The sequence below is a fragment of the Burkholderia sp. BCC0398 genome (assembly GCF_902833245.1).
Classification (GTDB): Bacteria; Pseudomonadota; Gammaproteobacteria; order Burkholderiales; family Burkholderiaceae; genus Burkholderia; species Burkholderia sola.
Genome location: NZ_CADFEM010000020.1, coordinates 36,050 through 48,883, shown reverse-complemented (window position 1 = coordinate 48,883; position 12,834 = coordinate 36,050). Strand labels below are relative to the sequence as shown.

The following is a 12,834-nucleotide window of genomic DNA, read 5'->3' as shown; positions in this document are numbered from 1 at the left end:
CCAGTTTCGCGACAGTAACCCGTTGCGGGCCGACGCCTATCATTCGGGTTCCCTTCACCGACGCCCGATCACCGCCTGCCCCGCTGCCTCCATGTGGATCGTCAATCTCGCGCTCAGGCGCCCCTACACGTTCATCGTGATGGCCATCATGATCGTGCTGGCCACCCCGCTTGCGCTGATGCGCACACCGGTCGACGTGCTGCCCGCGATCAACATCCCCGTGATCAGCGTGATCTGGAATTACAGCGGCTTCTCCGCGACGGAGATGACGAATCGCATCACGTCCGTCCATGAACGAATCCTGACGACGACCGTCAACAACATCCAGCACGTCGAATCGACGTCGCTGCCCGGCATCGCGGTCGTGAAGGTGTTCCTGCAACCGGGCGCGAACGTGCAGACGGCGATCGCGCAGACGGTGTCGTCCGCGCAGGCGATCGTGCGGCAGATGCCGCAGGGCGCGACGCCGCCGCTCGTGATCACCTATTCCGCGTCGAGCATTCCGGTGATCCAGCTCGGGCTGTCGAGCAAGACGCTCAGCGAACAGTCGCTCGCCGACATCGCGCTCAACTTCCTGCGCCCGCAGCTGATCACGGTGCCGGGCGTGCAGATTCCGTTTCCGTACGGTGGCCGCACGCGCGTGGTCGCGATCGACCTCGATCCGCAGGCGCTGCAAGCGAAGGGCCTCACGCCGGCCGACATCGTCAACGCGGTCAATGCGCAGAACCTCGTGCTGCCGACCGGCACAGCGAAGATGGGACAGACCGAATACCGGATCGACACGAACGCGTCGGCCGATACGGTCGCCGACATCAGCAACCTGCCGGTCCAGACGATCAACGGCGCGACGACCTACCTGCGCGAGGTCGCGGCGGTGCGCGACGGCTTCGCGCCGCAGACCAACGTCGTGCGCCAGAACGGCCAGCGCGGCGTGCTGATCTCGATCCTGAAAAGCGGCGACGCGTCGACGCTCAAGGTCGTGTCGGACCTGAAGTCGCTGCTGCCGAAGGTGATCCCGACGCTGCCCGAGGGGCTCACGATCACGCCGCTGTTCGACCAGTCGGTGTTCGTCAACGCGGCCGTCCAGGGCGTGATCCACGAGGCGCTGATCGCCGCCGTGCTGACCGCGATGATGATCCTGCTGTTCCTCGGCAACTGGCGCAGCACGCTGATCATCGCGATCTCGATCCCGCTGTCGATCTTCACGTCGCTGATCGCGCTGTCCGCGCTCGGCGAGACCATCAACATCATGACGCTGGGCGGGCTTGCGCTCGCGGTCGGCATTCTCGTCGACGATGCGACCGTCACGATCGAGAACATCGAGCGGCACCTGCATCTCGGTACGCGCCGGGCCGCCCCAAGCGTGCCGAGCAGCCCCCTCGGGGGGCAGCGACCGGAGGGAGCGTGGGGGTCGTCGTTCAGTACCGACCTGCACGAAGCGATTCTCGAAGGCGCAGGCGAAATCGCGGTGCCCGCGCTCGTGTCGACGCTGTGCATCTGCATCGTGTTCGTGCCGATGTTCTTCCTGACCGGCGTCGCGCGCTTCCTGTTCGTGCCGCTCGCGGAAGCCGTCGTGTTCGCGATGCTCGCGTCGTACGTGCTGTCGCGCACGCTGGTGCCGACGCTCGCGATGCTGCTGTTCCGCCCGCAGCAGGCGAGCACCGGCCCCGCCGCTTCGACGTCGCGCTTCGCGCGCATCCATCACGCGTTCAACCATGCGTTCGAACGGCTGCGCGCGTGGTACATCGTGCTGCTCAGCATCCTGCTCGTGCGCCGCCGCTTCTACGCGCTGTGCTTCCTCGCCTTCTGCGTGCTGTCGACGGGCCTCGTGTTCGTGCTCGGCCGCGACTTCTTCCCGAACGCCGATTCCGGCAACCTCCGGCTGCACGTGCGTGCGCCGACCGGTTACCGGATCGAGGAAACCGCGCGGCTCGCCGACCAGGTCGAGCGCGTGATCCGCGAAACCGTGCCGCCCGACGAGCTCGGCGCGATCGTCGACAACCTCGGGCTGCCGGTGAGCGGCATCAACCTGTCGTACAGCAACGCCGGCACGATCGGCACGCTCGACGGCGAGCTGCTGATCGCGCTGAAGCCCGGCCACCGCGCGACCGCGCACTACGTCGAGACGCTGCGCACGCTGCTGCCGCAACGCTTCCCGGGCGTCGAGTTCTTCTTCCAGCCGTCGGACATCATCACGCAGATCCTCAACTTCGGGCAGCCGGCCGCGATCGACGTGCAGGTGCTCGGCAACGATCTCGCGAGTAACATGACCATTGCGAGCAGCCTGATGAAAAAGATCAGGCAAATCCCCGGCGCCGTCGACGTACACGTGCTGCAACGCAACGACGAACCGACCCTGCTGGCCGACATGGACCGTACGCGCATGCAGCAGCTCAATCTCTCCGCGCAGAACGTCGCGCAGAACATGCTGATCTCGCTGTCGGGGAGTTCGCAGACGACGCCGTCGTTCTGGATCAACCCGCGCACCGGCGTCCAGTACCCGCTGCAGATCCAGACCCCGCAATACAACCTGTCGTCGGTCGACGACCTGCTCGGCACGCCGATCTCCGCCAGCGGCCGCACGGGCATGCCGCTGCAACTGCTCGGCAACCTGGTGCAGGTGCGCAGCACCGTGAACCCGGCCGTGATCACGCACTACAACATTCGCCCGGCGATCGACGTGTACGTGAGCGTCGAGGGCCGCGATCTCGGCGCGGTCGCGGGCAAGATCGACCGCATCGTGGCCGACGCGCGCGCGACGCTGCCGCGCGGCACCGACCTCACGATGCGCGGCCAGATCGAGACGATGCGCACGTCGTATGTCGGCCTCGGCGCGGGCGTCGCGATGGCGATCGTGCTCGTCTACCTGCTGATCGTCGTCAATTTCCAGTCGTGGCTCGACCCGCTGATCATCATCAGCGCGATGCCGGCCGCGCTCGCCGGCATCGCTTGGATGCTGTTCGTCACCGGCACGCACCTGAGCGTGCCCGCGCTGACGGGCGCGATCATGACGGTCGGCGTCGCGACCGCGAACAGCATTCTCGTCGTGTCGTTCGCGCGCCAGCGCCTCGCGGCCGGCGCGCCGCCGCTCACGGCCGCGCTCGAAGCCGGCGCGACACGGATCCGTCCGGTGCTGATGACGGCGCTCGCGATGATCATCGGGATGGTGCCGATGGCGCTCGGTCTCGGCGAAGGCGCCGAGCAGAACGCGCCGCTCGGCCGCGCGGTGATCGGCGGGCTGCTGTTCGCGACCGTTTCGACGTTGCTGTTCGTGCCGCTCGTGTTCGGCGGCGTGCATGCGCGACTGGCCCGGCGACGCGCGCGCCAGGCCGGTCACTGACTTTCGCCCCACTACCCGGTTGAACTGGTTGAATTCATGGAAGAGAAACATCATCACAGCGCCGTCGGCATCCAGGTGGACGAACACGGCATGCACCTGCCGGCGCGCGCGTCGGTGTCGCGACGCGGCCGGATCGTCGTGATCGTGATCGGCGTGCTGCTGGCCGCCGGCGCCGCGCGCACCCTCGTCGTCAACGTGCTGAACCGGCATCGCCTCGACGCGGTCGCCGAGCAGAACACGCGCCAGTACGTGAGCGTCGTGCATCCGGTAGACGCGGCCACCGGCGGCAAGCTCACGCTGCGCGGCTTCGTCGAGGCGCCGATCTATGCGCGTGCCAGCGGCTACGTGCTGCGCTGGCAGGCCGACATCGGCGCGCACGTGAAGCAGGGGCAAACGCTCGCCGAACTCGACACGCCGGAGCTGAACCAGGAACTCGCGCAGGCCACCGCGCAACGCCAGCAGGCGCAAGCGTCGCTCGCGCTCGCGAAGACGTCGTTCGACCGCGCGCAGCAGCTGCGCCAGCGCGATGCCGTGTCTCAGCAGGAACTCGACGACCGGCAAGGCGCGTTCAACCAGGGCACCGCGAATCTCGCCGCGGCCGACGCGAACATGCGCCGCCTCACCGAGTTGAAGGGCTTCCAGCGGATCGTCGCGCCGATCGACGGGATCGTCACGCAGCGCAACGTCGACGTCGGCGATCTCGTCAATTCCGGCAACGCCGGCCGCTCGCTGTTCACGGTCGTGCAGGCCGACCGGCTGCGCCTGTACGTGCAGGTGCCGCAGGCGTATGCACAGCAGATCAAGGTCGGCCAGCACGTGAGCGTCGCGCAGGCCGAGCTGCCGGGGCGGACCTTCGACGGCACGATCACGCGCACGTCGCAGGCGATCGACGTCGCCACGCGTTCGCTGCAGATCGAGATCACGCTGCCGAACCCGGACGGGCGGCTGCTGCCCGGCGCGTACGTGCAGGCGACGCTGCCGATGACGCCGGTCGGCCGCCTGCAGGTGCCGGCCAATACGCTGCTGTTCCGCGCCGAAGGCCCGACGGTCGCGACCGTCGATGCGAACGGCAAGGTCCGGCTGAAACAGGTGACGGTCGTGCGCACGATCGGGCAGACGCTCGAAGTCGACGGGCCGATCACGCCGAACGATCGCCTCGTCGCGAACCCGAGCGACGCGCTCGCGACCGGCGACGCGGTCGTCGTGCAGGCGCCGGCGGCGCAGCCGGCCTCGGCCGTCGCGGGAGCGAAGTCTTGAGTGCGATACGCACGCGCGTGCACCCGGCCGCGATCGGCGCCGTCGCGATCGTCGCGGCGGCGGTGCTCGCCGGCTGCACGGTCGGCCCGGATTACCGGCGCCCGGCCGTCGACACGCCGGCCGCGTGGCGGCTCGATCCGGCCGACGCATACTGGCAGCCGGCCGCGCCGGCCCGCGCGCCGCTCGATCCGGCCTGGTGGACCGCGTTCGGCGACGCCCAGCTCGACGCGCTGGAAGCCGATGCGCTGCGCAATAACCAGAACCTGAAGGCGGTCGCCGCGCGCTACGACCAGGCGAAGGCGACGCTCGCGTCGGTCGCATCCGCACAGTATCCGGCCGTCGGGCTGAACGCGAGCGGCCAGCGCTTCAAGATCTCCGCCGACCGGCCGCAGACCAACTACGCGACGAAGAGCATGTCGACCGTGCAGAACGAGATCCAGGTCGGCGCGGCGGTCAGCTACGAACTCGACCTGTTCGGCCGCGTGCGGCGCAACGTCGAAGCCGCGCAGGCCAGCTCCGAGCAGGCGCGCGACGATTTCGCGAACGCGCGCCTCGTACTCGGCGCCGATCTGGCGTCGAGCTATTTCGCGCTGCGCGAGCTCGACACCGAGATCGACGTCGTCAGGCGTTCGATCGAACTGCAACAAAAGGCGCTCGACTACGTGAGCGCGCGCCACGACCTCGGCGCGGTGTCGGGTCTCGACCTGTTGCAGCAGCGCGCGCAGCTCGACGCGACGCGCACGCAGGCGCAGTTGCTGATTCAGCAGCGCGCGCAGGTCGAAACCGCGATCGCGACGCTGGTCGGCACGCCGGCCCCCGCGTTCTCGCTGCCGCCGCGCGTGGTGCCGATCAACGCGCCCGCGCTGCCGACCGGCATGCCGAGCGACCTGCTGCAGCGGCGCCCCGACGTCGCGTCGGCCGAGCGCGCGATGGCCGCCGCGAACGCGCAGATCGGCGTCGCGCGCGCCGCGTATTTCCCGCGCATCACGCTGTCGCCGGACATCGGCTGGGACGCGACGCGCTTCGCGGGCCTGTTCACCGTGCCGGCGCTGCTGTGGTCGGTCGGCGGGTCGCTCAGCCAGCCGCTGTTCGAGGGCGGCAAGCTGAAGGCCGGCGTCGATTTCGCGCAGGCCGGCTACGTCGCCGCGCAGGCCAGCTACCGGCAGACCCTGCTCACCGCGTTCCAGGAGGTGCAAAATGCGGTCACGGGCCTGTCGGTCCTTGCCGACGCCGCGCAGCAGGCGTCGGCGGCCGTCGACGACGCGCGCAAGCTCGTGTCGCTCGCGCAGGACCGCTACGCGGGCGGCCTGACGCCGTTCATCGACGTGCTGACGGCCCAGCAGCAACTGCTGACGAGCGAGCGCCAGGCCGTGCAGATCCAGGGCCAGCGCGCGGCGCTCGTCGTGTTTCTCGCGAAGGCGCTCGGCGGCGGCTGGGACGGCGATGCGTCTAACGGCCCCGCGCCGTCCGACGTCGCGTCGGCGGCCCCGCCGCGCGGCGCGAGCGTCGGGCCTTGAGCCGCCCTTAACCCGGTTACGCGGACAACGAACATGAAAGTGCTGATCGTCGAGGACGAACCGAAAGTCGTCGAATACCTGAAAAGCGGTCTGACCGAGGAAGGCTGGGTCGTCGACACCGCGCTCGACGGCGAGGACGGTGCGTGGAAAGCTGTCGAATTCGACTACGACGTGGTCGTGCTCGACGTGATGCTGCCGAAGCTCGACGGCTTCGGCGTGCTGCGCGCGTTGCGCGCGCAGAAGCAGACGCCGGTGATCATGCTGACCGCGCGCGATCGTGTCGACGACCGCGTGCGGGGCTTGCGCGGCGGCGCCGACGACTACCTGACCAAGCCGTTCTCGTTCCTCGAACTGATCGAACGGCTGCGCGCGCTGACGCGCCGCGCACGCGTGCAGGAATCGACGCTGATCTCGATCGGCGACCTGCGCGTCGACCTGATCGGCCGCCGCGCGACTCGCGACGGCGCGCGGCTCGACCTGACCGCGCAGGAATTCCAGCTGCTCGGCGTGCTCGCGCGGCGCAGCGGCGAGGTGCTGTCGAAAACGACCATCGCCGAACTCGTGTGGGACGTGAACTTCGACAGCAACGCGAACGTCGTCGAGACGGCCATCAAGCGCCTGCGCGCGAAGCTCGACGGCCCGTTCGCGGACAAGCTGCTGCACACGATCCGCGGGATGGGCTACGTGCTCGAGGCGCGCGAGGACGGCGACGTGGAGCGACACGCATGAAACGCTCGATCGCCCTGCGCCTGTCGGCGATGTTCGGCATCGTGTCGCTGCTCGTGTTCACGCTGGTCGGCTGCGGGCTGTTCGTGATGATGGAGCGCCAGTTGCTCGCCGAGCTGCGCGCGACGATCGACACGCGCGCGAAGGTCGCGCAGATGATCGTGTCGCATGCGACCACGGCCGCGCGCGGCCGCGTGATGCAGGAAAAGCTCGCCGACCTCGAACCGCCCGACGGGTCGACGCGCTATCAGGTCGACAGCCCCGACGCCGCTTTCCGCTTCGGCCATCCCGTCGACGGCGTGCCCGACGGCAAGCCATTCGGTGCGTTCCAGCAGTACGCGCTCAACAACAGCAGCTACAACGTGATGACGAAGACCGTCGCGATCGCGGGCAGCGGCGAGCGCCCGGACGTGAAGCTGATCGTCGCGTCGTCGTGCGAGCGCACGCAGCGGATGCTGCGCCGTTTCGTGTGGACGCTGGCCGCGCTGATCGCGACGGCCACCGTCATCACGCTGCTGCTGAGCCGCGCGGTCGCGCGCTTCGGGCTCGCGCCGCTCGACCGGCTGTCGCAGGACGCGGCGAGCGTGAGCGCGACCAACCGCCGCCAGCGGTTGCACACCGACGCGCTGCCGACCGAGCTGCGCGATCTCGCGACGTCGTTCAACGGCGCGCTCGAACGCATCCAGCAAACCTACGCGCGGCTCGAAGCGTTCAACGCGGACGTCGCGCACGAGCTGCGCACGCCGATCAGCATCCTGATCGGCCAGACCCAGGTCGCGCTGACGAGCCGCGACCGCTCGGTCGACCGGATGCGCCAGACGCTGCAGTCGAACCTCGAGGAATTCGAGCGGCTGCGCGTGATCATCAACGACATGCTGTTCCTGTCACGCAGCGACCGCGGCGAACGCGCGACCGACCTGAAGGACGTGTCGCTCGCCGACGAGGTGCGGCGCATGCTCGACTTCCTCGAAATCCCGCTCGACGAGGCGCAGTTGCGCGCCGAACTGCACGGCGATGCGCGCGCGGCCGTCGATCCGTCGCTGTTCCGCCGCGCGATGACGAACCTGCTGATCAACGCGATCCAGCATTCGGCGCCGGGCGCGACGCTGAACGTGACGATCGCGCGCCGCGACGCGCTCGTCGAGATGGCCGTGTCGAACCCCGGCGAGCCGATCGATCCGGTGCAGCGCGCGCACGTGTTCGAGCGCTTCTACCGGCTCGAGGAAGCGCGCGCGAACAGCAAGGAAAACCACGGGCTCGGGCTGTCGATCGTCAAGGCCGTGGCCGAGATGCACGGCGGCGGCGTGTTCGTCGCGTGCTCGGGCGGCGTCAATACGTTCGGTTTTTCGGTGTCGACGCAACCGTGGTCGGGCGGGCCGCTGCGCGCGGCCGACGCCGCCGCCGCCCCGGCCGATTCCACCGATTCCACCGATTCCACCGATCCGCACGGCGTGCGACCGGCGCACGTGCCGCGCGCGTTGCACTGACGGCGGCGCGCACCGCCGAGGGCAGTTTTCTTCAATACGGGCCGACGCCGCGCCCGTAGTCTCGATGCGACTTTCAACATGTCGCATGGAGACACCTGATGAGCATGCTGGTTTCGATGGCCGCGTTCGCGCTCGCTTCGTCCATCACCCCCGGTCCCGTCAACATCGTCGCGCTCAGCGCGGGCGCGCGCCACGGCCTCGGCGCGAGCCTGCGCTACGCGGCCGGCGCCACGCTAGGCTTCGTCGCGCTGTTCCTGCTGATCGGCCTCGGCCTGCACGCGGCGCTCGCGCGCTGGCCCGCACTGACGACGGCCACGCAGTGGTCGGGGATCGCGTTCCTGCTTTACCTGGCGCTGCGGCTCGCGCTCGACGACGGCCGGCTCGCGGCCGATCCGGACGTGGCCGGCCCGTCGGCGGCGGCCGGCGCGGCGATGCAGTGGCTCAATCCGAAGGCGTGGCTCGCGTGCGTGGCCGCGATGGGCGCGTATGCGGCCGACGGCGACCGCGCGCAGGTCTGGCAGTTCGCCGCGCTGTATCTGGTGATCTGCTTCGCGTCGATCGCATGCTGGGGTTATGCGGGCGCGTCGCTGCGGCACCGGCTCGCGAACGCGCGGCGCATGCGCGTGTTCAACCGGTTGATGGCGTTGCTGCTGGCGGGCAGCGCGCTGTTCCTGCTCGACGTGTAGGGTTCTGACCGATAACGGCTCGTTTCACGCGACAGGCCGCAAAGCCGTCGCATCAATCTATCGCGACCTGCTGACTTGAGCATCGACGCATGCCGGGAATCCACGCGGCACGTTGACACTCGTTGATCGCCCGGCAATCCGGAAACGTAAATAAATATCGGCTTGAAAATTCTTGATTGATGGTGTTTATTAATTTTAATTAAAGTAAATTAACCACCGGCACCGGAGACGCTCATGTACTTCGATATGTTTCCAATCCTCTACGTTGCCGATCTTAAGCGTTCGTTGGCGTTCTATACGGGATTGCTGGAATTTCGAGAGACTTACAGGTTTCCGGAAGAGGATGGCAGCGAGCCCGAATATGTCACCCTCGAGTTGGCCGGCAAACGGCTGGGCCTCTGGACATTCGTGGCCGCCAGCTATTTCCAGCAGCGCATGCTGCCGCTACCTGCTGGGCCCCGCGGAGAATTGTGCCTCTATGTGGAAGACACCGAGGCGGCGATCGAAAAACTGCGCAATGCTGGCGTCAAGATCATCAAGGAAGTCCAGCCGCAGCCGTGGGGAAAAGTGATGTCCGTCGTCGAAGACCCCGATGGAAACCCGCTGCACATCACGACGCCCGCCAACCGACCCAACGCTCATGCGCGTCGTTGAATTCGATCCGCGGGTATTCGAGCACAACGACGATGCATTCATTGCCGACCCGTATCCGTTTTACGCATACATGCGACAACATATGGGCTGCTACCAGGCCGATCACTTGTTTGGCGGGGCGTGGCTCATGTTCAGGTACCACGATATCCTCGAACTGCTGCATGACCAGCGATTGTCGACGTCCCGGGCAAGATTGCCCGTTGTAGGTCTTGCGAAATCAGCTCAGGACGAGTTCGACGATATCTTTTCCCTATTCGACGACTGGATTGCGTTCAACGAATTTCATCGGCACGCGCAAATGCGCCGGCAAGCGCAAAAGGCAATGGCCCCGCTCATGCCCGGGCAACTGCGGCCCCGCGTGCGCCGCATTACCGATGCGTTGTTGCGCGAGCGCGAAGATCCGAACCGGCTCGATGTCATGACGGAGCTGGCAACTCCATTGCCGGTACTCGTACTGGCCGAATTGCTCGGTGTGCCGTACGTCGACGCCGGTAGAATAAAGACCTGGTCGGACGATATCGCCCGGCTTTACGGATCGACCAATCTACCGCTGGACGAAATCCGACGCATTCGGATCAGCGCACTGGAGCTGATTGCCTACCTCGACGACCTTGCCATCCGTTGCGCCCCCAGCGATTCACTGCTAGGTGCGTTGATGAGCATCGAAGTCGACGGTTACCGCCCCGGCCGTCGCGAAGCAATTGCCCAGACTGTGATGCTCCTGTTCGCAGCGATCGAGCCAACGTCCTATCTTGTAGGCAACGCCGTCGCCGCACTGCAAAATCATCCCGAACAGCTGGCGCGTCTGCATCGGAGTCCGGGCCTTGCGGGTGCGCTTGTCACGGAAACGCTCCGCTACGATACGCCGGTTCAATTCGTTGGACGACTCGTACGCAAAGATTTCCTGTGGAACGGCTGCCGGATGCGCGAGGGGCAGGTCGTACTGAGTTATGTCGCGTCGGCCCACCGCGATCCCGAGCATTATCGCGCCCCCAATCGATTCGATCTCGCACGCAGCGACGCCCGCAACCTCGCTTTTGGCTGCGGTGCCCATTATTGCCTCGGCGCTCCCACCGTTCGTGTCATCGCCGAAGAAGCACTCCAGGCGATCGTGCAGAATTTTCCGTCACTGGCCCCCGCCCCGGATACGTCCATATCGTTCAACACCAATCTTGGTTTTCGAGGACGCACCTCTCTCGCTATTGAGCGCGGCGGTTGAAAGCATGGCGCTTGATTCGGTTTCAGTTTGACCGAAAGGCCCGACAGGGCAGCACGTTTGAGCGCAGCATAAGTCAACGGATCAGCCGCTCTCGTCGGGCTCACGCACGGCATCGAATTCAGCCGCGCTCAGTTCGACGCGCCGCGGTACTGCCCCGGCGTCGCGGCCGCGATTCGCCGAAATGCACGCTGGAAATGCGCCTGGTCCGCAAAGCCGGCGTCGAGTGCGACTTCGGCGATCGGCCGGCCGCGGCGCAACTCGGTGCGGCCGTACTGCACGCGGCGATCGATCAGGAACGCATGTGGCGTCATCCCGTAACGCGCATTGAACGCGCGGATCAGGTACGACGGCGACAGGTCGGCCGCCGCGCAGATCGCATCGAGCGTGATGGCCTCGCGGCAATGGGCGGCGATGTAGTCGGCCGCGCGCGCGAGCTTGGCGTTGTCGTCTCCGGGCCGCGGGTCGGGCAGTTCGCGGTCGAGCGCGCCGTGCAGCGCCGTGAAGAATTCGACCGCCGCGCTCTCCTTGCCGAGCGCATCGATGCCGGGCGACACCAGCGTGCGGTAGAAGCCGCCAAATTGCGCGAACAGATCGCCGCGCTCGGTCAACTTCGGCGAAAACCCGTGAAAATCGCGGTTCGGATCGCGGCCCAGCGAATGTTGCAGCCGCGCGAGCCACGGCACGTCGACATAGACCATCCGGTACGCCCACGCATCGGCACCGTACGGATTGCATGCGTGCACCTGCTCCGGATCGATGATCACGAGCACGCCGCGCCCGACGTGTGCGTGCGTCGCGCCGTTCACGTACGTGCTCGTGCCGCCGACGATCGCGCCCACCGAAAACGTGTCGTGCGTGTGCTTCGCGTAGCAGATCGCGCGCCCGTCTTCGACGGTACGCGCCTCGATGAACGGCAGCGCGGTATCGCGCCAGAACGGCGACGGTACGGCGGATCGGTTGGCGGTACGGCTCACGCGGCGGGCTCCCGGTTCGAACGGTGAACGCTCACCGTACAAGACTGTGCGGCGCCGCGCAACAGCGAGCCGACGCTTCGCGGCTGGATCGCCTAAGCTTTGAATTCGGCCGCCGCGGCAGACGCGGCGGGTTCCGCGTCCTCTTCCCACCGGTACACACATGCAGATCGATCTGAAAGGCAAGACCGCGGTCGTCACCGCTTCCACCGCCGGCATCGGCTTCGCGATCGCCGAAGGCCTCGCGCGCGCCGGCGCGCACGTCGTCGTCAACGGCCGCAGCGACACGTCGGTGCAGTCCGCGCTCGGGAAACTGCGCGACGCCGTGCCCGGCGCAAGCTTCGACGGCGTCGCCGCCGACCTGTCCGACGCGGCCGGCGTCGCGCGCGTCACGCAGCACACGCCGAACGCCGACATCCTCGTCAACAACGCGGGCATCTACGGCCTGAAGGCGTTCTTCGACATCGACGACGCCGAATGGGAACATTTTTTCCAGATCAACGTGATGTCCGGCGTGCGGCTCGCGCGGCATTACCTCAAAGGGATGATCGAACGCAATGCCGGGCGCATCGTGTTCATTTCGTCGGAATCGGGCCTGAACATCCCCGTCGACATGATTCATTACGGGTTCACGAAAACCGCGCAGTTGTCGATCGCGCGCGGCCTCGCGAAGCTCGCGGCCGGCACCCGCGTGACCGTCAATTCGGTGCTGCCGGGGCCGACGATGTCGGAAGGCGTGCGCGAGATGCTGAAGGCGCAGGCCGACGAAACGGGCCGCAGCATCGACGACATTGCCGTGGAGTTCGTGCGCAGCGAACGCGCGAGCTCGATCATCCAGCGGCCGGCGACGACGGAGGAAGTCGCGAACCTGGTCGTGTACGTATGCTCGCCGCAGGCGTCGGCCACGACCGGCGCGGCATTGCGCGTCGACGGCGGCGTGGTCGACACGATAGCGTGACGGCCGGATGACGCGCTCG

Annotated in this window: 10 protein-coding genes; 9 read left to right on the top strand and 1 reads right to left on the bottom strand. The window is 67.3% G+C overall.

Features of this window, described 5'->3' with window-relative positions; all coding sequences use genetic code 11:
* Nucleotides 1-91: 91 nt before the first annotated feature.
* From HWX76_RS32230 to HWX76_RS32195, 8 genes are all read left to right on the top strand, one after another.
* A complete protein-coding gene (locus tag HWX76_RS32230; RefSeq protein ID WP_176016881.1) occupies nucleotides 92-3,340 on the top strand; it encodes an efflux RND transporter permease subunit in 3,249 nt (1,082 codons plus the stop codon).
* 36 nt (nucleotides 3,341-3,376) lie between these two features.
* The gene (locus tag HWX76_RS32225; RefSeq protein ID WP_176016880.1) at nucleotides 3,377-4,597 is read left to right on the top strand and encodes an efflux RND transporter periplasmic adaptor subunit; all 1,221 of its coding nucleotides are present in this window, start codon (nucleotides 3,377-3,379) and stop codon (nucleotides 4,595-4,597) included.
* A gap of 5 nt (nucleotides 4,598-4,602) precedes the next feature.
* Nucleotides 4,603-6,114, top strand: a complete 1,512-nt coding sequence (locus HWX76_RS32220; protein WP_176016898.1) for an efflux transporter outer membrane subunit — start codon at nucleotides 4,603-4,605, stop codon at nucleotides 6,112-6,114.
* 33 nt (nucleotides 6,115-6,147) lie between these two features.
* Nucleotides 6,148-6,843: a heavy metal response regulator transcription factor gene (locus HWX76_RS32215; RefSeq protein WP_050010973.1), complete on the top strand. Its 696-nt coding sequence runs from the start codon at nucleotides 6,148-6,150 to the stop codon at nucleotides 6,841-6,843.
* Nucleotides 6,840-8,327 carry a heavy metal sensor histidine kinase gene (locus HWX76_RS32210; protein ID WP_176016879.1) on the top strand — a complete coding sequence of 496 codons (1,488 nt, stop codon included), beginning with the start codon at nucleotides 6,840-6,842 and terminating at the stop codon, nucleotides 8,325-8,327. Before HWX76_RS32215 ends, HWX76_RS32210 begins: the two co-directional genes overlap by 4 nt.
* 98 nt (nucleotides 8,328-8,425) lie before the next feature.
* Nucleotides 8,426-9,013: a LysE family translocator gene (locus tag HWX76_RS32205; RefSeq protein ID WP_050010964.1), complete on the top strand. Its 588-nt coding sequence runs from the start codon at nucleotides 8,426-8,428 to the stop codon at nucleotides 9,011-9,013.
* Nucleotides 9,014-9,247: 234 nt separating this feature from the next.
* Nucleotides 9,248-9,667, top strand: coding sequence for a VOC family protein (locus tag HWX76_RS32200; protein ID WP_176016878.1), 420 nt, complete (start codon nucleotides 9,248-9,250; stop codon nucleotides 9,665-9,667).
* Nucleotides 9,654-10,886 (top strand): cytochrome P450, encoded by a 1,233-nt coding sequence (locus HWX76_RS32195; protein ID WP_176016877.1) that lies wholly within the window; start codon nucleotides 9,654-9,656, stop codon nucleotides 10,884-10,886. The genes HWX76_RS32200 and HWX76_RS32195 overlap by 14 nt, the downstream gene beginning before the upstream one ends.
* Nucleotides 10,887-11,014: 128 nt before the next feature.
* On the opposite strand, the gene HWX76_RS32190 is transcribed toward HWX76_RS32195, so the two are convergent.
* The gene (locus HWX76_RS32190; RefSeq protein WP_176016876.1) at nucleotides 11,015-11,860 is read right to left on the bottom strand and encodes an AraC family transcriptional regulator; all 846 of its coding nucleotides are present in this window, start codon (nucleotides 11,858-11,860) and stop codon (nucleotides 11,015-11,017) included.
* 160 nt (nucleotides 11,861-12,020) lie between these two features.
* Here HWX76_RS32190 and HWX76_RS32185 point away from each other — a divergent pair, with 160 nt between their 5' ends.
* Nucleotides 12,021-12,815, top strand: a complete 795-nt coding sequence (locus HWX76_RS32185) for an SDR family oxidoreductase (protein WP_050010962.1) — start codon at nucleotides 12,021-12,023, stop codon at nucleotides 12,813-12,815.
* Nucleotides 12,816-12,834: the final 19 nt, after the last annotated feature.